General features: G+C 66.6%; 20 protein-coding genes. 15 read left to right on the top strand and 5 right to left on the bottom strand.

The window, feature by feature from the left end:
• Positions 1-197: 197 nt before the first annotated feature.
• From GF399_06560 to GF399_06570, 3 genes are all read right to left on the bottom strand, one after another.
• Positions 198-1064 (bottom strand): hypothetical protein, encoded by an 867-nt coding sequence (locus GF399_06560; protein ID MBD3399976.1) that lies wholly within the window; start codon positions 1062-1064, stop codon positions 198-200.
• Positions 1065-1207: 143 nt separating this feature from the next.
• Complete coding sequence (locus GF399_06565; GenBank protein MBD3399977.1) at positions 1208-1639, bottom strand: hypothetical protein; 432 nt, start codon at positions 1637-1639, stop codon at positions 1208-1210.
• Between the two features lie 21 nt (positions 1640-1660).
• Positions 1661-2629 (bottom strand): MBL fold metallo-hydrolase, encoded by a 969-nt coding sequence (locus GF399_06570; GenBank protein ID MBD3399978.1) that lies wholly within the window; start codon positions 2627-2629, stop codon positions 1661-1663.
• A 184-nt stretch (positions 2630-2813) separates the two neighbouring features.
• On the opposite strand from GF399_06570, the gene GF399_06575 reads away from it, so the two are divergent.
• Positions 2814-3455 carry a hypothetical protein gene (locus GF399_06575; protein ID MBD3399979.1) on the top strand — a complete coding sequence of 214 codons (642 nt, stop codon included), beginning with the start codon at positions 2814-2816 and terminating at the stop codon, positions 3453-3455.
• Between the two features lie 84 nt (positions 3456-3539).
• Here the strand turns inward: GF399_06575 and GF399_06580 are convergent, their stop codons facing one another.
• On the bottom strand, positions 3540-4478 hold the full coding sequence (locus tag GF399_06580) for a histidinol-phosphatase HisJ family protein (protein ID MBD3399980.1): 939 nt from the start codon (positions 4476-4478) through the stop codon (positions 3540-3542).
• A gap of 263 nt (positions 4479-4741) precedes the next feature.
• On the opposite strand from GF399_06580, the gene GF399_06585 reads away from it, so the two are divergent.
• The 10 genes from GF399_06585 (at position 4742) to hydG (ending at position 18021) form a co-directional block, all read left to right on the top strand.
• Positions 4742-5419: a hypothetical protein gene (locus GF399_06585; GenBank protein ID MBD3399981.1), complete on the top strand. Its 678-nt coding sequence runs from the start codon at positions 4742-4744 to the stop codon at positions 5417-5419.
• Complete coding sequence (locus tag GF399_06590) at positions 5412-5567, top strand: hypothetical protein (GenBank protein ID MBD3399982.1); 156 nt, start codon at positions 5412-5414, stop codon at positions 5565-5567. Before GF399_06585 ends, GF399_06590 begins: the two co-directional genes overlap by 8 nt.
• A gap of 118 nt (positions 5568-5685) precedes the next feature.
• Positions 5686-7836: a T9SS type A sorting domain-containing protein gene (locus GF399_06595; protein ID MBD3399983.1), complete on the top strand. Its 2151-nt coding sequence runs from the start codon at positions 5686-5688 to the stop codon at positions 7834-7836.
• A gap of 168 nt (positions 7837-8004) precedes the next feature.
• The gene (locus tag GF399_06600) at positions 8005-9075 is read left to right on the top strand and encodes a hypothetical protein (protein MBD3399984.1); all 1071 of its coding nucleotides are present in this window, start codon (positions 8005-8007) and stop codon (positions 9073-9075) included.
• A gap of 214 nt (positions 9076-9289) precedes the next feature.
• On the top strand, positions 9290-9844 hold the full coding sequence (locus GF399_06605) for a DUF1318 domain-containing protein (protein ID MBD3399985.1): 555 nt from the start codon (positions 9290-9292) through the stop codon (positions 9842-9844).
• Between the two features lie 19 nt (positions 9845-9863).
• On the top strand, positions 9864-11063 hold the full coding sequence (locus tag GF399_06610; GenBank protein ID MBD3399986.1) for a hypothetical protein: 1200 nt from the start codon (positions 9864-9866) through the stop codon (positions 11061-11063).
• Between the two features lie 35 nt (positions 11064-11098).
• Positions 11099-11488 (top strand): reactive intermediate/imine deaminase, encoded by a 390-nt coding sequence (locus GF399_06615; protein ID MBD3399987.1) that lies wholly within the window; start codon positions 11099-11101, stop codon positions 11486-11488.
• A 107-nt stretch (positions 11489-11595) separates the two neighbouring features.
• Positions 11596-12273 (top strand): hypothetical protein, encoded by a 678-nt coding sequence (locus GF399_06620; GenBank protein ID MBD3399988.1) that lies wholly within the window; start codon positions 11596-11598, stop codon positions 12271-12273.
• Between the two features lie 393 nt (positions 12274-12666).
• Positions 12667-15690, top strand: a complete 3024-nt coding sequence (locus GF399_06625) for a hypothetical protein (GenBank protein ID MBD3399989.1) — start codon at positions 12667-12669, stop codon at positions 15688-15690.
• Positions 15691-16608: 918 nt separating this feature from the next.
• Positions 16609-18021: a [FeFe] hydrogenase H-cluster radical SAM maturase HydG gene (hydG, locus tag GF399_06630; protein ID MBD3399990.1), complete on the top strand. Its 1413-nt coding sequence runs from the start codon at positions 16609-16611 to the stop codon at positions 18019-18021.
• Between the two features lie 171 nt (positions 18022-18192).
• Here hydG and argF read toward each other — a convergent pair whose 3' ends face one another.
• Entirely contained in the window at positions 18193-19149 is a 957-nt protein-coding gene (argF, locus tag GF399_06635) for an ornithine carbamoyltransferase (protein MBD3399991.1), read from the bottom strand.
• Between the two features lie 168 nt (positions 19150-19317).
• Here argF and GF399_06640 point away from each other — a divergent pair, with 168 nt between their 5' ends.
• The 4 genes from GF399_06640 to GF399_06655 all read left to right on the top strand — a co-directional run bounded on the left by GF399_06640 (position 19318) and on the right by GF399_06655 (position 22761).
• Positions 19318-19968 (top strand): protein-L-isoaspartate(D-aspartate) O-methyltransferase, encoded by a 651-nt coding sequence (locus GF399_06640; GenBank protein MBD3399992.1) that lies wholly within the window; start codon positions 19318-19320, stop codon positions 19966-19968.
• A 75-nt stretch (positions 19969-20043) separates the two neighbouring features.
• Positions 20044-20490: a universal stress protein gene (locus tag GF399_06645; protein MBD3399993.1), complete on the top strand. Its 447-nt coding sequence runs from the start codon at positions 20044-20046 to the stop codon at positions 20488-20490.
• Between the two features lie 226 nt (positions 20491-20716).
• A complete protein-coding gene (locus GF399_06650) occupies positions 20717-21874 on the top strand; it encodes a hypothetical protein (GenBank protein MBD3399994.1) in 1158 nt (385 codons plus the stop codon).
• A gap of 14 nt (positions 21875-21888) precedes the next feature.
• On the top strand, positions 21889-22761 hold the full coding sequence (locus tag GF399_06655; protein MBD3399995.1) for a hypothetical protein: 873 nt from the start codon (positions 21889-21891) through the stop codon (positions 22759-22761).
• Positions 22762-22937: the final 176 nt, after the last annotated feature.

Here is a 22937-nt window from a genome sequence, read left to right on the forward strand (position 1 = left end):
GCCGGAACCGGCACGGTTTTTGCATCTCGGCGACCGTTGGAGCGAGGATAACGGTTCGCCTCCGCAAAAACCGTGCCGGTTCCGGCGGGCGTTGGTGGCTTTCCGGCGGCTGTTTTTCGCGGGGTTCGCCGGGTTGTCGCCGGGGGTAAAGACAAACGGACCGCCTGAGCGGTCCGTTTGCGGGGTCGGGGTTGTGGTTAGTAACCCGGTGGGGGCGGGGGCACGGGCAGGTCACCGTCGTCTCCTCCGCCACCTCCGCTTCCGCCGCCGTCATCGTCGCCGGCGAGGATGACGCCGCCGGTGACACCACCGGCGACGACGACGCCGACGATGGTCCAAATCCACCAGCTGGAGGAACCGGCGACGACACCACCGGTGGTCGCTCCGGCGCCCGCCCCGGCGCCCGCTCCGGCGCCGGCCGCGCCGATTTCCATGAAGGGGCCGGCCAGGGTCTCCAGGGCGGAGAGCTCGGCGGCGGTCAGGGCGATGGGAGCGCTGGGCGCGGCGCCGGGCAGGACGGAGCATTTCATCCCGTCGGTGACGACCACTTCACCGGGGGCCGCCGGCGAGGTGGTGACTACTTCACCGTTGAGCACCTGGATGGTGCTGGCGCCGTCGGCCTCGGCGACTTCGGTGAGGAAGATGGTGCCGCGGACGGAGGCCGTCGCCGTCGGTGTGCTGACGCGATAGCCGTAATCGTCGTCATCGGAGCGGTTGATAGCCGAGAGGACGGAGCCGTACCAGGTGGTCAGATCGGTGCGCCGCACGTCGACGGAGCCGATGGTCACCCGGGTGCTGGGGCCGAAGCGGATCATCGAGCCGTTGGCGAGTTCGATCTGCAGGCTGGAGTTGCGCGTGACCTCGACGGTGTCGCCGGCGTAGAGCTGATCGTCGGTGCTCAGGCGCTCCCGGGTAGTGGTGCCGGAGTGGATGACCTGGACCACGCCGGTGACCTGTTCGACGCGGGCGGCCACCCCGGCGGCCAGGGCGATGTGGGCCAACATCGGGGAGAGGATCAGCAGCAGGACCAGGGGCCAGGAGAGCAGACGGCAATATTTGAGCATCGGCCACCTCGTGAGAGCGCTCTATCAGAACGGGGTTGGAGGGCTCGGATGTTCTGCGCCGTTGAGCCGCATACGTAAGGCTATCCAACATGCTTCAACGCTGTCAGTATAGCAGCTTTCGGGCGTGCCGACCGTTAGCCGGGTCACACCGTGGCGTCGGACAGCAGCATCGCCGCGGCGCGGACGAATTTCTTCAGCTTCAGTTTGGCCATTCCCACCGAGCTGTCCTGCTCCAGCAGCAGCACGGTGTGGAAGTGCAGCTTACCGTCCTCGGCGACGACGGCCGAGGAGCCCTCATTGTAGCTGTAGAGGAGGATGTTGACTTGGTCGGTTTGGATCTGGCTGAAGCGACCCCGGCCGAGTTCGAGGCGCTCCAGCAGCGCCACGGCGTCGATGAACAGGCCGTTGAGTTCCGGGCCGACGCGATCGACGAGGAGACCGAACAGGCAGTGGCTGACGATCAGGCGGCCGTCGGGCGCGAAAACCCCGGCCCCGAGGAAGCCGGAGAGGTCGTTGAAGCCGCGGATCAGCTCTTCGAGGGAGGAGATGACGAGCTGTTTGGATTTGCTGCTCACGAAGCTCCAGTCCGCTGCGGCTCAGAGCAGGTCGAAGCGCTGACCCTCGGCTACGGCGACTGTTTCCGGAAAAACCTCCCGGGCCGTGGCCTCCAGCTCGCGGATACGTTCGTCGCTGTGTCGGGGATCGTGATGGATCAAGCCCAGGCGTTTGACTCCGGCCCGCTGGGCCACCTCGGCGGCCATCAGCGGAGTGGAGTGACCGAAGCCCTGGAAGGTGCCCCGGTTGTAATCCTCGTCGTCGTACTGGGCGTCGTGGGACAGCAGATCGGCGTTTTTGGCGAACTTGATCAAGCGGGCGTCGCCGCCGCGGTAGCCCTCGGTGTCGGTGCCGTGGACGAAGGTGCGCCCGCGGTAGACGAACTTGTAGATGATGCAGCCGCCCTGGGGGTGGGCGTAAGTGCGATAGTTGTAGACCTTGAGGGCGTCCTCGGGCAGATCCGCGGGCAGATCGTTCTTGTGGAAGACCCTGGGTTCCGCCCCGGGTTCGTCGAAGACCAGCACGTCGGTGTCGGCGATGTTGCGGATGACCTTCATCGAGCCCATGTCGTCGAGCTGAACGGGGAAGAAGGGCGGCAGCATGGACATCGACATGATCTCTTCCAGGTCGTGGGCGAACATGCGCGGGCCGTAGATGTAGACCGTGGTGGAGATGCTGAAGGCCGGGGGAAAGAAGCCGAAGCCCAGGGTGTGGTCGTGGTGGGTGTGGGTCATCAGCATGTTGATGACCAAGCCGTTGCGGCGTTCGCTCTTGGGCTTGGCCAGATAGTCGGAGTAGATTTCCTGACCCAGCTTGATGATACCCGTACCGGCGTCGACGATTACCAGATGATCGCCGGCGCGGACCTCGACGCAGGAGGTGTTGCCGCCGTAGGTCAGTTTGTCGGCGTCCGCGACCGGATAGCTGCCGCGCACACCCCAGAATTTTACATAATACTGATCGGCTGCCATTGACACCGCCTTGCCTGATCTGTGACGGGCAACCAGCATATACGTCACCCGTTCCCGAACCGCAGAGCTTCGACTGAGTTAAGTATAGCAGGGCGCGTTACTCGATTGCAATATGGGAAAAGGCTTGTTTAGCGCAGAAGCCTTGGCTATACTAAACACGGTAAAGTGAGCCGCGATTTACCGACACGCGCGATTTACCGACACGGTTGATGGGAGGACGCAAATGGCTAAGCGCAAGCGTCGGGCACGTTACAAACGCGGGCTGCTGGCCGGGATCATCGCCGGTGCCGTGATGGCTGTCGGCTACATGGTCGTCGACTGGGTAGCCCCCGCCGCCGCCACGACCATGGTGGCCGTCGAGCAGGCCCCCGAGGACACCGCCGAGGGGGAGGCGACCGCAGCAGACGGCGACACCCAGGTCGCCGAGCGCCCGACCGTGGCCTTCCGTAAGCTGGGCTTCATCTACTACCTGGCCCGTTTCGGCGTCGGCTTCATCATCGGCCTGGTCTGGGGATTGTTCTACGCCGCCGTCGAGCAGCACGTCTGGGGGGTAGGCTTCCTCAAAGGCATTGTCTTCGGCGCCGCCGTCTGGCTCCTCGGCGGCCTGCCCGAGGCCCTCAACAAGTACCTGACCTACGAGTTCGGCGGCCTGGCGGGGCTGTGGGCCTTCGGCGGCCTGTTGGTCAGCATCCTCGGCGGGGTGACCGTCAGCCTGGTCTACGGCCGCGTGGACTACGACGACCGCAAGCGCGAACCCGTTCGCGTCAGGGCCAGCATCTCCGGCGGCGAGACCGGCCCCGACGACGAAGAGGCCGACGAGAACCGCGAGGCCCTGCCCCCGGGGGACGGCGGCGCCCGCTTGTAACCCCCCGTTCAGTGATCAACCGCCGCTTAACCAACGGCCCGGGTCGCCCCGGGCCGTTTTCTTACAGCCTTCGTCCACGCGACGTCAGGCCACCCCGCTTCGGCGGCGGCCGGCCAGCAGATCGGCGATCTCGACGGGCACGGCGGCGCGCTCGCGCCAGTAGTAGACCCGTTCGAATCCGGCGGCCCGCAGCAACTCCAGGCCCCGCCGGATCAACAACGGCCCGAAGCGGTTGATGCCGTGGGCGTCGGTGCAGACGGTCACCAGCTCGACCCCTTCCTCGCGGGCCAGCTTGAGACCCTCCAGGTTGGGGTAGGGTTCGGCCGGGGCCTGGCCCCAGCCGGCGACGTTGAGCTCGAAACCCGTGCCCGTCAAGCGACAGGCGCGGAAGACCGCCCGCAGCTCCTCCTCCCAACGCCGGGTCTGGAAGGAGCCGTAGAACAGCACGCCGTAGCGCTTGCAGATGTCGGGGTGGCCGAGGGCCTGGAACAGACCGCTCTGAGCGGCACCGTAAAGATGCTCGAAGTAGCGGCCGTAAGCCTCCTGCTCCGTCGTGGCGGCGAAGTACTCCAGGGCGCCGGAACGCGAGGTCAGATTGGCCTCGAGATCGTCGATGACGTGGACGCTGCCCAAGGCGTAATCGAAGGGCACCTCGTCGAGGTAGGCGGCGATCTCCTCCTCGCGGCTGGGGTAGTAGGTCAACTCGGCGCCGCGACCGATGAAGGTTCGCGGGGCCAACCGGCGCGCCTCGGCGAGGGCCGCCGCGTGCCCCGCCGCGTCGTAGTAGCCGCAGGACTTGTCCGCCGGATCCAGGTCCAGGTGTTCGGTGAACTCCAGGGCGATGTAATCGTGGAGACCGGCCAGGCGGGCGTAGTCGGCGGGCTCGGCCCGGGAATCGATCGAAAAGCGGCTGTGCAGGTGGGTGTCGAGCAAGCTTCTTCCCCGGTTGTTGTCCAGCGTTCGACGGTCTCGCAGCTTCTGCAGGAGACGTCGGTATCTTTGACGCTTCACGGGGCCAATGATAGAATACTCGGGCGGTTATTCGTAGCGCGACCCCGAAAAAACAGCCCCGCGAAACCGGACGCTCGGTCAACCAACGGCCGCCTGAACCGGCACGGTTTTTGCATCTCGGCGACCGCTGAAACGAGGATACCGGTGCGCCTCCGCAAAAACCGTGCCGGTTCAGGCGGCGCCGGGAAGGGCGTTAGGGGCGACAATGCTGGGGGGCTGTTTTTTCGGGGTCGCGCGGGACCGATTCGTCTTGAACTACGGCCGGAGGCGTGCGGATGGATCCCTGGGTCTGGGTGGTGTTGGGACTGCTGGCGCTGGCCTTTCTGCTCGGCGGTTATTTCCGGCGGCGCCGTGGCGGGGGATCGGAAGATAAGCCTTCGCCGCGGCGCGCGACGTTGACCGGCGTTCCGGTCGACGGACCGCCGGCGGAGAGCGAACTCAACCGGACGGCGTTGTTCGGGGAGGTCGTCGGGATCGGACGCACTCTGGACGCTCATCTGGCGCCGCTGGCCGACGCCCTGGGCGAGATCGGTGGGGACGATGTGGGCGGCTTGACCGGGGAGAGGCTCGACGAGCTGCTGCGAGCGGCCCGGCAGGCCGTGATCGACACCCTCGGCGCCGTCAATCGTCTGTTGCGGCGTCTGGATCCCGAGTCGTCGGCGTCCGCACGTACGGATACAGCGATCCGCTCGGGGAACGGCTTCGCTTTGTCGTTGGCGGATCCGGTTGTGCGGGGGGAATTGGAGAATGGATTGAACTCCCTGACGGCGGCCCTGGGGAGCTTCGATGAGGCCGAACGGGCCTTCTGGTTATCCTTCCGGAGCGCCGACGAGGCTGAGCAGCGTCGGCGGGCCCTGACCGCGGGGCGGCGGATGTCGTCCGTCCTGGAGGAGTTGCTGGAAGGTATCGACGAAATGGAAAGCTGGCTGCGGAATCGAGGTGCCGATGGATAACGATAAACGAATGGAAATGATCAAGGACGATTTCAAGGTGCTGGCCGTGGTGCTGCAGCGGGCCGGTCGAGCCTCGATCTGGGACGAGGCCAAGTATCACCTGCGCGAGGCCGCCGAGGTCGTCGCCCGCTTGAGCGCGAAAATCTAGGACGGCTCAGGGGCGGTAACCATTTCGGTCCTGCTGGTATGTTGCTGGTACCGTTGGCGGTCGTACCGCTGGTTGCCGGATAATTTCCCCCTTGCCAACTCGGAAATATGCCACTATAATGGATGATGCATCTACCATTGAGCTGCCCGCGAATTATGGAAGATTGCCAGAGTCCGGCTCTTCGACCGCTGCCGGACCCCATTTCGCGCCTTGCTCATCTTTCCGACCGCCCCTGACTGGAGGCATTATGCGCCGCTTGTTAACGACCCTGCTCCTCGTCGGCTTGTTGCTGCTGCCCGCCGCGGCGAGCGAGCAGATGACCCACGAGGCGATCATGGCCGATTACGAGGTCGGCAATATCAGCCGTTACGAGGAGCTGCTGAACCTGACCAGGATGCTCAAGGCCCCCGGCGAGCTGCCGGAGCGCTACCGGGTCTACGCGAACGACGAGCTCCGCGTCTCGGGTACGCCGATCGTCCTCTACGTGCGCGAGCATCTGGACGAGCTGCCCTACGAGCAGGCCGATTACATTGAGGAGCTGTTGTTGGCGCGGCCCTCGAGCGTCGGCTTCGTCGAATCCAGCATGTATCCGGTGCGGATGCACTACTACGACAACTCGCAGATCTCCGACGCCCAGGACCTGCTGAGTTACATCGAGCACTCCTGGAGCATCGAGACCAGCGACGGCGGTAATCCCGACCGGATGTGGCCGCCGCCGCCCGACTACGGCTACGACTACAGCGACGACTACGACTTCTACTTCGAGAACATCGGCGGCAGCGTGATGGGCTACGCCGCCCCCGAGCGTCGCTACACGCCTTACTCCGACCGATACGCCTACACCAGTTACATCGCCATCGACGTCGGCATGACCGAAAGCTACAACAAGTCCACCGCCTGCCACGAGCTGGCCCATGCCGTGCAGTTCGGCACGGACTTCGCCGACACGCGGCTCCACGAGACCGGCGCCGTCTACCACGAGGACGTGGTCTATCCCGGCCAGGGTCACGACTACAGCATGGTCGGCACCTTCCAGCGCGAACCCTGGAAGAGCATCATCACTTCGGGCGGGGACATCTGGGAGTACGGTAGCTGGATCTGGTACAAGTTCCTCGAGGTCCGGCATTTCGATCCCGACGGCGTCTGGTACGATCAGATGTACAAGGACGCCATCCAACCCACGGGAACCAACGACCCCAGCATCTTCGAGAGCCTCGACGACATGCTGGTCGCCAAGGGCTTCGACATCCGTCACGCCTTCACCGAATTCAGTGTCTGGCGCCTGTTCACCAGCATCTACCACGACAACTTCCACTGGCCCGTCAAGATCAACGCCGCCCTGAACATCGATCCGGCCAACCGTCACCCCGTCCAGTGCTACCCCCTGACCGACGGCTCCGTGGTCAGCGGCAAAGAACCGCAGAAGATGGGCATGAACGCCGTCCTCTTCGGCACCAACAACGATCACGAGATGTTCAACATCACCTTCGACGGCAAGGACGATAAGGAGTACGACGTCCGGATCATCGGCTACCGTGACGGCGTCGACGTCGAGAGCGATGTCTGGACGATGGACGTCGATAACGAGGACTCCTACGGCTCGATCACCATCCCCGACTGGTCGCCCTACGACTTCATCTTCATGATCGTCGTCTTCTACAACGACGGCAACCTGGATCCGGACGATCCGGACACGGGCTACTGGATGGGCAAAGGCACCTACACCTACACCGCCCGGATCACCGAGATGGATAGCGGGATCACCGACTTCAGCGGCGCGGCCCGTGACGAGGGCGTCCTGCTGAGCTGGACCCCGACTGACGACGGCCGCGGCTTCAACGTTTACCGCGACGGGGAGCGTCTCAACAGCCGACCCCTGGAAGCCGACACCGCCAACTATCTCGATCGCGACGCCGCCGGCGGCAGCTACACCCTCGGCGCCCTGACCGTCGACGGTCAGGAGGTCGTCTACGGACCCGTCGAGGTCGAGCCGAGCTACTCCGGCCGTGCGCTGAGCCTGGAGCAGAACTACCCCAACCCCGTTCAGGGCTCCACCACCATCAGCTTCGAGCTGCCCGAGCCCGACCGGGTGAGTGTCGCCGTCTACGATATCTCCGGCCGCCTGGTCTCCCTGCTGGCCGACGAGGAGTTCTCCGCCGGTCGCCACGAGTTGTACTGGGACGCTCAGAGCCGTCCCGCCGGCGTTTACCTCTACCGGCTGGAGACGGAGAACCAGAGCCTGACCCGACGCCTGGTCATCGACCGTTAAGCCGGTCAGGTTGTTGATGCGCTGCAACAACCGGGAAGCCCGTCGGCTTCCCGGTTTTCTTAATGGCGTCGTTCGGGCGGCCGGTTGTTCACCTCGCCGCCGCGCTGTGGTATCGTTAGACTAGAGTGTCACCGAGCTGATCACGAGCTGATCGATAGTGAGGAACGGGTGAGACCACTATTCCGCGTCGCAACGACCTGCCTGTTGCTGGCCTGCCTCAGTCCCGCCGTCGGTGGCGAGATCTACTATCGCACCCTGGCCCAGACCAACACGCGGCCGTTGGGGATGGCCGGCGCTTTCACCGCCGTGCCCTGCGAGTTCGAGGCCGCCCTCTACAACCCGGCGACCTTCGTCCACGGTCAGGGCTTTGGCGGGGCCCTGGATCTGGGCCTGACCGGCTATTGGCTGTTTCGCGGCTTCGACGAGGAGGCGCGGCTGGAGGATGTCGAGCTCGGTGGTTCACCGGATTCGGACTACCTCAGCCTGGCCCTGTCGACCCTGGTGGGCTTCAAGTCCCTGTCGTACACGGCGGGCGGTTTCAGCGCCTTCATCAACCTCTGGGAGGCCGCCCTCCACCCGCCGGCGAGTTACGCCGACCCCCATTTCTTCCACGTCCGCGGCCTGTGGGCCAACCGCAGCAACACCCTGGGCGTCAACTACCGCTTCCGCGAAGCCGGGGTGGCCCTGGGGGCCTCGGCCAGCTACTACACCCGGGAGCTACCCGTCGAGGACGGCATCGAACCCGGGGGAGAGGAGCTCGAGCGCCGCAGCGGTTACGGCTTCACCTTTGGCGCCCTGTGGGAGTTCCAGCCTAGCTTTTTCGCGGGTGCGACCTTCGTCGAGCTGCCCGAGGGGCTTGGGGAGGCCCGCGCCGGGCTCGAGGGCCTGGGCGACGAGACGATCAACCTCGGCCTGAGCTGGCGGCTGCGTCCCGACGCGATTGTGGCCCTCGACGTGCGCAACCTGGTCAACGCCGGTTCCGCCGCCTTCCGTGAGCTGCGCCTGGGCGTCGACCAGCGCCTGCTCAACCACGTCACCTTCCGCGGCGGCTACGCCTACACCGCCGAGGAGGAGCACCTCTGGAGCCTGGGGCTGGGTATCGGCGACGGCCGTTTGGGGGCGGCCGGAAGCATCCCCACCAACCTCGTCCAGTCCAACTACGTCCTCAACTACGCCTTCGTCAAGAACCAGACGACCCTGGACGCCTACCACCTGATGAGCTTCATCGTCACCTTCTAGTAAAGCCGGGCCGGCCGTCGATGGTCTGTCGGGCGGCTCGGCGCCGGCCCGTCACGCTTCTTGCATCCGCCCCGGACCGTCTGCGGTCCGGGGCGGCAAGAAGGCGCGCCGGGCCTCGAGGGTTCCTTGCCGCCGCCGCGCAGTCCTGGTCCGCCGCTGGAATGTGTTACAATTAGCTTTCGAGTAGCGACATCCCGCCCGGGAGGTGAGGGGCGTGAAGAGCAGGAGCGTTTTGTTCGGCGTCGTCGCCGTGTTGCTGGCCGCCGGTTGCGCCCAGGTCGAGTTCAACCTGGAGCTGGTCGACACCAAGACGATGATGGAGAACCAGATCATCGGCTCCTACGAGGAGCTGGGCGAGGATGTCTGGCTGGTCTCCAACGTGCGTTCCGGCGAGGAATTGCCGCCGCTGGAGGAGCTGGCCGAGACCGATCCGGAGCGGGCCCGGGCGTTGACGGCCTACGCCGATTCCCTCTTCCTGGATGAGGAGCTGCGTCGGCTCAAGGCCGCCGGTCTGGTCGGCGAGACCGCCGAGGGCTATCTGGCGCTCACCCCCCTGGGGGTCGACGACCCCTTCACCGCCGAGTTGGTGGAGCGCGAGAACGCCAACCGGCGGATCATCTTCGAGCGCCTGGCCGCCGTCACCGCGGAGCTGAGCGCGCCCGACCCCGTGGCCGAGGTCGCCCGCACCTACGGCCGCCTGTTCACCGAGCGCCGCCTGCCCGGCTACTGGTACCGCGACGCGGCGGGCGGTTGGCACGTCGCCGATTGAGGACCCAACCGGGAGCATCGTGAGCAAGAAGAAAAAAAACAAGAAACCCCGCTTCACCGCCAAACGCGAAGGCGTGGCCTTCCGTCGTCACGAGTTCCAGAAGCTGCGCCGCCGGGCCGAGGAGTCGGTGCGGACCCTGGAGCGGCGCAGCCCCGACGTCGCCGAGGAGTTCAAGAAGAATCCCGAGAAACTGATCGAGGCCTTCGGCGAGCTGCTGACGGCGACGGATTGGCGCACGGTCCGTCTGGATCCCCGCGTCATCGCCAACTACGTCGGCCGCGAGCCCCTGCCGGAGCAGGGCGGTGACAAGGAGCTGGCCGCCTACGTCGACGAATGTCTGGACAAGATCATCGACGAGGGCGCCCGGGCCTGGTTGACGACCATCGGTCTCGGCGTGCAGACGGATCTCGTCGAGCGGGAGCGCGACCGGCTGGCTTGGGCCAACCTGTTCCTGCTCAACATGCTGGGCAACCGGGAGGCCCAGCCCCACACCATTCCCCTGCTGCACAATCTCTTCTGGGCCAGCTACAATGACTATCTCTTCCAGCGCAACATCCAGGCCTTCATCGGTCGGGTGCTCAACCCGGATCTGTTGACCGAGCCGGCCTACGCCGAGGCCCTGGCCGCCGACTGGGAGGAAGGCGGCTTGAACCTCGAGGCCCTGGCGGAGCGTCTCGGAGAGCCGGCCGACGAGCTGGCCGCCCGTCTGGCCGAGACCGGCCGCCTGGTCGTGCTGACCGAGGACGACCTGGCGCCCCACTTCGCCGACGGCAAGATGGTCACCAACGTCCAGGACGAGCTGCTGCGCCAGGCCCACGACATTCTGCGCGCCGCCCAGGATAACCGTGCGCGACCTGAAGAAATCGACGCCGCCGCCGCCGGTCTGGTGCGGGAGACTGCCGCCCGCCACGCCGAGGTCTTCCGCGGCGCCGCGGAGCTGGAGGCCCTCGAGGGAACCCTGCGGGAGCTGGCCGGCTCCGAGCGCGGCGAGTTGATCACCAGCCTGGCCGCCCGGGCCGCCGCGGCGATGACCCAACTGCCGCCGCGGCTCAATCCCCTGTTCGACGCCCTGTTCTTCGCCGGCGTCCGGCGCGCCGCCGCCGCCGAGTACGAGGAGGCCGTCGCCCAGGCCAAGGCCGAGACGGTAACAGCCGACGATGAACCCCGGCGGATCATAACCCCGGAAGAGGCCCGCCGCGAGGAAGACGCCGGGAACTGAAAACGCTTCGAGCCAACCGCAGCGGAGGGTGAGTCATGGAACGTCGTATCGTCAACACCGACCGGGCGCCGGCCGCCGTCGGCCCCTACAGCCAGGCCGTCGTAGCCGGCGGGCTGGTCTTCACCGCCGGACAGATACCCGTGGATCCGGCAACGGGTGAGCTGATCGACGAGATCCGGGCCGCCACCCGCCGGGTGCTCGAGAACCTGGACGCCGTGCTGCGCGCCGCCGGCAGCTCCCTGGAGCAAGCCGTCAAGCTGACCGTCTTCATGACCGACCTCGGTCAGTTCGCCGCCATGAACGAGGTCTACGCCGAGTTCTTCCCGGAAACCCACCCGGCGCGCTCCGCCGTCGAGGTGGCCCGCTTGCCCAAGAACGCCGTCATCGAGGCCGAGGCCGTCGCCGTCCGGCCCGCCGACGCTTGACACCCCAGCGAAACAGCGGCTAAAATCCCTTCATATTAACCCGGTTACCCGCCACAGCGATAAACATTCGACCGGCCCGCCGTCCGCACCCCTTGAGTGAGGTTTCCATGAAGCGCCATGCCCGCCGTTTGCTCCCCCTGATCGTCCCGGCCGTTCTCGCCGGTTGCCTGGTCGCCGGTTGCACCGACCTGCCCATCAACGAATACGGCGACACCCCCACCGACGCGGGATTGAAGATCATGGCCCTCGAACAGGCCGCCGAGGAGATCGCCGAGTTGGACGTGCTGCGACCGGGGATGATCTCCCAGATCGAGGACCTGGCTGCCGGTGACGAGCACACCCTGCTCCACGACCGCTTCGAGGAGGCCCTGGTTTCCGAGCTGACCCGCCGCGGCCTCTACGCCGGTTCCCTCGGCGATGCGGGCAACGGAGATGAAAAACCGCCTCCCGAGAGCGGAGGCGGCTCCGGCAGCCTCAGCTACCGCCTCGTCGAGTGCCGGGTGATCTACAACAAGTCGGGCTCCAACGTCCAGCGCCGCGCCGTCGCCGTCGTTCACGCCCGCCTGGCCGACGCCGGGGGACGGGGTTACCTCTGGGCCGACGAGATCACCGGCGAGAGCGAAGACTTCATCAAGGTCGCCGCTGCCGAGGACCTGATCGACACCCGCTACCCCGACATCGGACCCCAACCGCCCGAAGAGGAAGACACCCCCGTACTCGAACCGATCATCGCCACCGCCGTCACCGTAGGGTTGATCCTGTTGTTCAGCTTCAACAGCCAGTAGGGCCCGTCAGGTGAGTCGGCGACGATCCGTCGCATCCTCGACCTCGAAGTCAGGCCCCCACCGGGGGCCGCTTCACTAGCCCGGCTCGACTGAACACGGCTTGGCGGCAGGCAGGCGCACCGTCGCCGAAAATCCGCCCCCGCGACCCTTGAAAAACCATCTTCCAAGAACAATCCAGCACCCCGACCCCCGCGCCGCCGGAACTGGCACGGTTTTTGCGGAGGCGCAACCTGCGGGTCGCGGTGAGGGGCGCCGAGATGCAAAAACCGTGCCAGTTCCGGCTCGCAGAAACCCGCGCCGGCTGTGGAACGGGTTTTTCAAGGGTCGCGGGTGGGATACCGTTGCGGCCGTCGCGATAACTGAATCGATATCTTACCTCCGAGCGGAAGCCTTATGAGCGAACGCGGATTATCCCGAGTGCCGGCCGCCGTCGGCCGTTGGACGGCGATGATACTCGTCGGCCTGCTGGCTTTCGCCGCCACGGCGGCGGTCATCGTCACTCTGGTGCTGCGTATCGCTTATACCAACGAGGAGCTCGAGGCGGAGCTGGCCGCGCTGATCAATGAGAGCCTGCTGGGCGAGGTGGAGTTGGGCGAGGTTTACCTTTCGCCCCTGTCCGGGGTGGTGGTTCGCGGGCTGACGGTTTATTCGAGTCCGGAGTTCGATCGGGTGCCGGCGTTGGAGCTCGACGAGTTCGTGTTGGCCTACGACCTGGGCGATCTGCTCGATGAGCGCGTGCTGGTCATCGACACGTTGGAGATCGGCGGTCTGCACGTCAACCTGGTCGAGCGTCCCGGGCTGGGCTGGAACCTGGAGCATCTGGCGCCGCCCTCCGAAGAGGAGGAGGAGGAACCCTTCACACTGGCGGACCTGCCGGTTTGTGTGCAACTCAACGGCGTCGGCATCCGTGAGCTGTCCGTTGCCGTCTCCGACGGTATCGCCGCCGAGCTGGGCGGTTTGTCCCTGGAGCTGGGCGAGCTGAACACCCATGCGGGTGGACCGCTGGAGTTGCGTTTGCACAAGGAGCCGGGTCCGGTGAGCCTGCGCCTGGGTCCCGCGGCCGAGCCGCAACTGGCCGCCGAGCTGGACAGCCTGGCCTTCAACCTCGATCTGACGGCCGCCGCCGAGAACAGCGAGCCCCGCCTCGAGGGTGACCTGTATCTGAGCGCCGCGGGCCTCGAGGTCGGCGCCCCCATGGAGCTGGCCCCCGCCGGCGCCCTCGTCCTCGATACGAGTCTGGAGATAGATTTCGCGGACGGTCGGATCGATCTCGACGTTCGCCGCCTGTCCCTGGGTGATTATTTCGGCCTGGGCCTGCGCACCGTCGTCGCCGTGGGGGCGGACCCCGGCGTTCGTCTGGCCCTGCGCGAGCTGCATCTCGAGGTTGCCCCGCTGCTCGAGGACTTCGGCGCCTTGCTGCCGCCCCTGGCGGCCGACGGCGCCGTCGACGCCGAACTGGTCACCCGGCTGGACCCCGACGGCTTCGGTGGATACGCCATCGACCTCGAGGGTGGCGTCGTCGTCAGCGAACTGTCCGCCGTCCTGCCCACCGCCGACGGCGCCGCCCGGATCGACGGTCTCGACGGCTCGCTGGACTTCAGCGGCTCGACGACCTTGGCCGAGCTGCAGCCCGAGCTGACCGTCGACGGCGATTTCCGCCTCCTTGCCGCCTCCCAGGGTCCGTACAGCGTCAGCGGGTTGCGCCTGACCCTGGCCGGCGGCGTGGCGGCCTCGGGTCCCCGGCTGAGCGGTCTGGCCGTCGGCCTGGAAACCGAGACCATCGCCGGGGAGCTCGACGGCGCGCCGGTGGCTCTGGGAGGTCTGCAACTGGGGGCCGTCGTCGATGCCGATGTGGCGGCGGGAAACTTCAACGTCCGTACTCTGACGCTGCGCCTGGGCGACGCCCTGAGCTGGGACGGCTACGCCGAGGTGTCCGGCTACGGCCGCAACGGTGTCCGGGTGGGCTTCGCCCCGTTGACGACGCGGCCCGAGGACCTGTTGGCCCTGGTGCCGCCGACCGTCCTCGACCCCGGCGATCTCTACCCCTACGGCGGCGTGCGCCTGGAGGGCGAGGTCCAACTCGCTCCGGGGGCGCTGGAGCTGGCCGCCGAGCCGCTGGCCATGCTCGAGCTGGTACGCACGGACCTCGAGCTGGAGCTGTCCCGCAGCGGCCTGGCCACCCCCTACGGCGGCGCCGACGGCGTCGACGCCCGCCTGGGGCTCGACCTCGTCGGCGGCTCCGGCGATCTGACCCTGACCGCCGGGGTGGACGAGGTCATCGCTCCCGTCGGCCAGGACCTGCGCGACATCGATCTCGACCTGGCCGCCCGTCTGGACGGCTTGCAGACCCTGGAACTCGAACGGCTGACCGTCGACGTCGCCTCGCTGGATACCAGCCTGGCCGTCAACGGCGGTGTCAGCGATCTCCTCGGCGCGCCCCAATTGGCCCTACGGCTCCAGGCCCGCGCCGGTCGCATCGGCGAGGAGCTCAAGATCAACACCGGGGCCATGCGGATCCGCGGACAGGTGGGCCTGGAGCTCGAGGCCGCCGGCCCCCTGACCGGTTCCCGTCCACTGCGCGTCAAGGGCCGGGTGCGCTTCCACCAGCTCGAGGTCTCCCAGGGGGCGGCCCTGTCCGTCAACGGCCTGGAGGGCGAGCTGCCCATCGACCAGGCCGTCAATATCCAGCAGCCCCTGCCCCTGCCCGGCAAGCGCCTCGGCGAGGTCAGTCCCTACGTCGAGCGGCGCTACGACCTGCTGGCCCCCTTCACCCCCCAGCCCAACCTGACTATCGAGTCCGTCAAGTTTGGCGATCAGCACCTCGACGACCTGGCTCTGCGCTGGGAGCTTTCCGGCGGGGCCCTGCACATCTGGCGGCTGGCCCTGACCACCCTGGGCGGCGAGATTCGCGGCGACGTCCACCTGCGTCTGGACACCGCCGAACCGACCTACAAGACCCGGCTGGTCTTCGGCGGCGTCAACGTCGGCAAGCTGATCGAGGGACTGGTGGCCGACGAGAGCTCGGCCATCAACGGCGACCTGACCCTGGCCGGCGAGGGCTTCGACTTCCTCGGCGATTTCAACGTCGAGGGCTCGGTCAACCTGACCAAGATCGGCTCCGAGGTCGTCGACCGCATGCTGCAGTTCCTCGACCCCGAGGGCTCCAACCCCTCGATCACCTCGGTGCGCGGCCTGCTCAACCGCGTCGGCCGCCAACCCAAGCTGGTCAAGATGGACCTGCGCAACCAGAAGCTGACCCTCGAGCTGCAGATCGAATCGACCGGCTTCAGCCTGCTGTCGCTGTTCGCCTCCTTCGTCGACATCAGCCAGATCATCATCCCGCGGATCCCCGTCGGCGGCATCCTGGAGCGCATCGCCGCCGATCTCGAGCGCCGGGGCGTCGATACTGGATCCTAGGCCCGGGCGTCGACGGCGGTAGAGGCCCGACGGCGCTGATTGAACCCCCGCCGCGGGCTGGATTAACAATCCCGCCCCTGCATCAATGATGCCGACGGGGGCCGGCAGACTGTAGGCTGGAGAACCTGTGCTCCATCGCCAATGACCAATCAAATCAGCCTCCCACGTACGGCGGGGGGTGTGGGATGAATCCCCCGCCTCCCGCCGTTAATCACCAGCCCCGTACGGCGGGGACTGGCGTCCCCGCCGCCGTTACGGTATCACCGAACCGCGACCAATTGTTATTCGCGGCGGGGGGCAGAGCCCCCGCCCTACGTCTAGCAGGCATCCGGCGAGAGCGCCTGCATCAATAATGCCGACGGGGGCCGGCAGACTGTAGGCTGGAGAGCCTGTGCTCCATCGCCAATGACCAATCAAATCAGCCTCCCACGTACGGCGGGGGGCTTGAGATGAATCCCCCGCCTCCCGCCGTTAATCACCAGCCCCGTAGGGCGGGGACTGGCGTCCCCGCCGCCGTTACGGTATCACCGAACCACGACCAATTGTTATTCGCGGCGGGGGGCAGAGCCCCCGCCCTACGTGTAGCAGGCATCCGGCGAGAGCGCCTGCATCAATGATGCCGGCCGGTGGCCGGTAGGCACAGGCTGGAGGGCCTGTGCGCTCGAGCAAATGGTTTGTTGATACCTTCACCGCTTCACCGCGGCCGCTGGTCAGCCCGGCCGAATTGTGCTATTCTATACAACACACGACCCAGCCGCCGCAGATTGTTGCTTATTCAACGTCCTGCGGCTCGGGTAGCGCTTTCGCAGGATATGCGCTTCCCTTCCGTCACCCCTGCCGGGCCGCTTATCCACCGGCTGGGTTGGTTGGAAACAAAAATCGTGAATTCTGTTGCAGACTTGCGCATCGGGAGTGACCATGAGCACCACCGCCACGCAGACCTTCATCGACCCGCCGCTGATCCGCCGCCAACTGGCCGAGGGCGCCGCCGCCGGGCCCAAGGAAGTCGCCGCGGTTCTCGACGTCGCCGCCGAGAAAAAGGGCCTGACCCCGGAGCAGACGGCCATTCTGTTGGGCAACGACGACCCGGAGCTCTGGCGGGAGACCTTCAAGCTGGCCAAGAAGATCAAGCTGGACATCTACGGCCGGCGGATCGTCCTCTTCGCTCCGCTCTATGTGGCCAACTACTGCCAGAACGACTGTCTGTACTGCGCTTTTCGCTGCACCAACGACGACATCCAGCGCCACGCCCTCGACGACGACGAGCTGGCCGGCGAGGTCCGCGCCCTGGAAAGCGTCGGCCACAAGCGCCTGCTGATGGTCTACGGCGAGCACCCCAAGTACGGTATCGACTACATCACCCAGACCATCGCTACGGCCTACCAGACCAAGACCGCCGACGGCAAGGGCGAGATCCGCCGCATCAACATCAACGCCGCCCCGATGGACGTCGACGACTACCGCCGGCTCAAGGAGATCGGTATCGGCACCTACCAGGTCTTCCAGGAGACCTACGATCCCGAGCTCTACGCCCGCGTCCACCCACCGCGTACCCGCAAGGCCGATTTCGCCTGGCGCCTCTACAGCCTGCATCGGGCCCAGGAGGGGCTGCTGGACGACGTGGCCATCGGAGCGCTCTTCGGCCTGGGCGACTGGCGCTTCGAGGTCATGGGCCTGCTCTACCACGCCCTGGACATGGACGAGAAGTTCAACGTCGGCCCGCACACCATCAGCTTCCCGCGCCTGGAACCGGCTCACAACACCCCCTTCACCACGGAGTCGGCCCACCTGGTCTGCGACGAGGACTTCAAGAAGCTCGTCGCCGTCATCCGGCTGATGGTGCCCTACACCGGGATGATCCTGACCGCCCGGGAGAAGCCGGAGCTGCGCCGCGAGGTCCTCGAGATGGGCTGTTCCCAGATCGACGGCGGCACGCGCATCGGCATCGGCTCCTATGCCGGCGACGATGACGGCAACATCCCCGACCGCCAGCAGTTCAGCATCTACGACAACCGCAGCCTCGACGAGGTCGTCCGTGACCTGGCCGCGATGGATTACACCCCCAGTTTCTGCACCGCCTGCTACCGCGAGGCCCGTACCGGCGAGACCTTCATGGGCATCGCCAAGCACGGCGAGGTGGGTGAGATTTGCCAGATGAACGCCATCCTGACCTTCAGCGAGTTCCTGCTGGACTACGCCTCCGCCGAAACCAAGCGGGTGGGCTTCGACCTGATCAAGCGCGAGATCGCCGACCTCGACGACAAGCGGCGGCGGATGGTCGAGGCCGCGGTGAAGAAGATGACCGCCGGCGAGCGCGACCTCTACTTCTAGCCGTCGTGGGTTGTTAACCCGAGGGGCCGACCCGCTGGTCGACCCCTCGTTCGAGCGTCCGTCGCGGAGCTTGAGCTTCCGCAGGTCAAACGCTGTGAGCTGAGCGCCGTCCTGTTGAGCGAACGGCCGGGTCAAGCGACCCGGCCGTTGTTATCTTTACGGCGCAGCGCCCTAGTGCCCCGGGTGCATCGTGGCCGCCAGGACGGCCTTCTGGGCGTGCATCCGGTTCTCGGCCTGGTCGAACAGGGCGGAGTTGGCCAGCCGGCTGACCTCGTAGGTCAGCTCTTCGCCGTAGATGGCGGGCAGGCAGTGCATGATGACGGCGTCGGGTGCGGCCTTGGCGAACAGGGCCTCGTCCAGACGGAAGGGTTCGAAAACGGATTTGGACTTGGAGCCCTTCTCGCCCATCGACTCCCAGACGTCGGTGTAGACGACGTCGGCGCCCTCGACGGCCTCGGCGGGATCATGGCTGACACGCAGCACGGCGCCGTTGGCCGAACCCTTGCCGGTGGACCACTCGAGGACGTCGGCGTACTCGTCGTCGGGCTTGCCCTCGAGGATCGCCGCGGGACAACCGACGGTGACGTTGACGCCGAGCTTGAGGCCGCCGAAGATCAGGCTGCGGGCCACGTTGTTGAAGTCGCCGAGGAAGGTCAGGTTGAGGCCCTCGAACCGGCGCTTCTTCTCCCAGACCGTCAGGTAGTCGCCCAGAGCCTGGCAGGGATGAGTCCACTGGGAGAGGCCGTTGATCACCGGCACGCTGGAATACTCGCCGAGCTCGGCGACGATCTCGTGGCCGAAGACCCGGGCCATAATGCCGTCGACGAAACGCGAGGTGACGATGGCGATGTCCTCGGTGGTCTCGCGCTTGCCGAGCTTGATATCGTCGGGACCCAGGTAGATGGCCTGGCCGCCGAGCTGGGCCATCCCGACCTGGAAGCTGACCCGGGTGCGCAGCGAGGGTTTCTGGAAGACCATCGCCAGGGTCTGGCCGGCCAGCAGGGGATGGGCCTGGCCGCGCTTGTTCTCCAGCTTGAGCTGGTAACCGCTCTCGATGAGCTGGTAGAGTTCCTCGGTGTTGAGGTCCTTGAGGGTCAACAGGTTGCGTCCGCGCAGATCGACGGCCAAGGCTGCACCTCCGGTTCGTTTGTTGTTAGGTTGATTGTCCTCGGCGGCAGTATAGGTCCCCCCGGGGGAGCTGTCAAGGCGCGGCGATCGACCGGGAACGTCCTCAGACGACGATATTTTAGACCATCCCCGCCGGGTCTGCTAGAATAGTGTTGAGGGGTCGAGATTATGTCTGCAGGACGGAAAGATTTCAGCGGGCCGCGACGACGGATGGTCGAGCGCCAACTACGCCGCCGCGGTCTCGACAACGAGACGGTGCTGGCGGCGATGGGCGAGGTACCCCGGGAGGAGTTCGTCCCGCCGGCGGCGCGGGCCTCGGCCTACGCCGACGGCCCCCTGGCCATCGGCGCCGGTCAGACCATCAGCCAGCCCTACATCGTGGCCCTGATGACCAGTCTGGTCGAACCGGCGCCGGGCGGGCGCATCCTCGAGATCGGCAGCGGCTCCGGCTACCAGGCCGCCGTGCTGGCCGCTTGCGGTTGCGAGGTCTACAGCGTGGAGACCCTCGCCCGCCTGTTGGAGGGCGCCCGGGAGAACCTGGACCGCACCGGTTACTTGGAGCGCGTTCACCTGCGCCACGGCAACGGCTACGCCGGTTGGCCGGCCGCGGCGCCCTACGACGGCGCCCTGCTGACCTGCGCGCCGCCGGAGATCCCCGCGGCGATCATCGAACAGGTGGTCGAGGGCGGACCGATCGTCGGTCCCCGGGGCCGGGCCCCGCTGCAGGAACTCGTCCGCCTGCGCCGGATCGGGGATGAGGTCCGGGAGGAATACATCACCGGGGTGCTCTTCGTACCGATGGTCGACGACGGAGCGTAAGCCGCTAAGCGCGTATCCACGCTGAAGACCGTAGCCGCGCCGCGCGGATCACCCAATCGACGTCCGGGGTTTTTCATGCCAGCCACCAACCTGTTCCGCAAGATCCTGATCACCGCCGACGGCAGCGAGTATTCGATCCGCGCCGCCGACGCCGCCTTCGCCCTGGCCGCCAGTTGCGGCGCCGAGCTCCACGCCCTGGCCGTCATCGACTCGGGCATCCTGGCCGATTACCGTGACCGCCCGGCCAAGGAGCGCCAGCGCGTCGAGCGCGACCTCAAGATCACCGCCGAGCATCACCTGGGTTACATCGTCGAGCTGGCCAATCAGCGCGGCCTGGAGGTCATGCTCCACATCCGCACCGGCCGGCCCAACATCGAGATCATCAACCTGGCCCGGGAAGAGGAGATCGAGTTGATCGTCATCGGCAAGCACGGCCGCCAGAGCGTCGGCCGCATCCTGCGCCGCGACGTCGCCGAGCGGGTCTTCGAGGACGCCGACTGCTCGGTCTTGATCGTGGTTTGAGCGCGACGGTCGAAACCCCGGGCTTGCGGGAGGGCGGAACCACTGAGGGCGCAGTGTCGACGGTACGGCCCCCGGATAGTGTCGACGACCGGAATGGCGCAGTCGCTGGAGCGCTCGAGCCGCGGAATGTTCGAGATAGCCCGGCGAAACCGACCATCGAGAGTACTTGAAACCGCAGCACTCCACCAGAGGGTGAGGTTCGATGAAGAGCAAGACTGTAGGGCTCTTGGCGTGGCTGACGTTGGTGACGGCAGGCCCGGCCCAGGCCCAGGGACCACCCGCCGAACCCCTGGAGTTCGAGCGCGCCGGTTACAGTTATCGCTGCGAGCCCCGCCTGGTGGAGGGGGATTACTTCAACCGCTTCGACCTGCTGACCGTCAGCCTGATCGGAACGCCGCGCGGCTCCGTGGACAAGGTCATCATCGGCGAGCTGGAGTACACCCTGGACGGCGCCCCCCTGGGTACCGGGCTCCAGGAAACCGACCTCGACGGCGACGGCGAGCCCGAGTTAGTCGTCTGGACCTTCTCCGCGGGCAACGATGTCACCGGCAGCTCGGGGCTGACGGCGCTGCGACCGACGCCCGAAGGCCTGGAGACGCTCTACCATGCCTTGGGCGCCGGTCCCCTGCCCGTGGACCTGGATTATGACGGCGTCTTCGAGATCATCGCCTTCGGCGGTTGGTGGCCCGCCCACCTCGGCCGGGCCGCCCGGGTCGAGTTCGCCAACCAGATCTGGGTCTACGGCGACGATGGTTACACCCCGGCGCCGCTGAACGACTTCCAGGACGTGTACCTCGACATGGCCGACACCCATACCGACCGCCTGCTGAGCCTGCGGGATGAAGACGATCCCGCCGCGACGGCCCTGGCCTACCACGCCGCCGGGGTGCTGCTCCACCTGGCCCTGGGCGGTCTGGACGAGGAATACGGCTTCACCTGGGCCCGCTACGCCGAGGAACTCCAACCTGTGATAAGCGAGGGTGACCCCGCAGACTGGGACGAGCTGGAGGACTTTTTCGGTACGGGGCCGGGGAACGTCCGCCTGGCCCTGACCCCCGCCCTGATCCCCGTCAGGCGCGTCGTCGCCGAGGTCGAGTTCTACGCCGACAGCGGCTACTACCGCATCGACGCCCTGGACGACGGCTCAGGCGGCTTCGCGAGTCTCGAGCTCTATTACATCGACGACAGCCAACAGGATTTCGTCGACTGGCACCTCGTCGAGACCCTCGAGCTCGCCTGCCCCGCCGGCACCACCCTGCGCGCCGAGGACGTCGACGAGAACGGCCGCCCCGATGTCGTCCTCGAGTTTCCCGAGGTCGACGGCGGACCGCCCCTGGTGCTCCTCAACGTCGGCCTGGACGGTTTCTCCGTGCTGAACCCCTGAAGGCGAGGTAGACGATGAACCGGTTCCTCGTCCTGCTATTGCTCACGCCCGCCCTCTGCCTGGCCAACGCCGCCGCCGACGCCCGGGAGGAGTTCATCCAGGAACCCCTGGAGCTCGAGGACGACGATTATCTCGTCGAGGCCCTCAAGATCAACTACGATTACTGGGGCGCCTTCGAGGAGGTCTCCCTCTACCGCCTCGACAACACCATCGTGGGCGGCCGGGAGTTGATCGACAGCTACCACGGCGGCGCGGGCGAGTACGAGGAACTGTACGGCGAAGATCTCGAACTGCGCGACGTCACCGCCGACGGCCGCCCCGAAATCGTGATTCGTCACAACACCGGCGGCAACGATCCCCTACTCTGCCTGGGCCTGTTCGTACTGCGCCCCACCCCGACCGGCTTCGTCGAACTCTACGCCGACGCCTACATGGCGCCCGTGCTCGAGGATCTCGACGGCAACGGCGACGAGGAAATTCACACCTACTCGGCCTATCAGTCCAGCTTCCTCTGGCCGCGGATCTTCCGCGCCGGCTTCGTCGACCTGGTCTATGAATGGAACGGCGCGGAGTACGTTATCGCCGACCCCGCCGCCTACCGCGACTTCTTCGAGGGCGAGGTCGCCTGGCGCGAGGAGCTCTACCGCGAGGCCCTGGCCGCCGACGAACCCCACCCCGCCGAGGTGCTGCGCGACGGTCAGGCCGTGCTGGCTCAGTTGGCCGTCGCCGGACTCGACGACAAGTACGCCGCCTGGTGGGCGGCCGAGCGCGACACGCTGCGCCGGGCCGTCGACAACCTCGAGGAGGACCTCAACGGCCCCGCCGGCGACTGGGACGAGGTCTACGCCGACTTCCATACCCCGGAGGCCTTCCGCGCCGGCGAGTGACCCCGGCCTCCAGCTCACCAACCGGGCCGCCGTCGGCCCGGTTTTTCCATCCCGTCAAGCCGCGACGGACAACGGCCCGCCTTGTTACGACCGTCGCGCCCAGCCCCGGGAGCCGGCACGGTTTTTGCATCTCGGCGACCGTTGGAGCGGCGGCAACGGTCCGCCTCCGCAAAAAC

Source organism: Candidatus Coatesbacteria bacterium (assembly GCA_014728225.1).
GTDB lineage: Bacteria > RBG-13-66-14 > RBG-13-66-14 > RBG-13-66-14 > RBG-13-66-14 > WJLX01.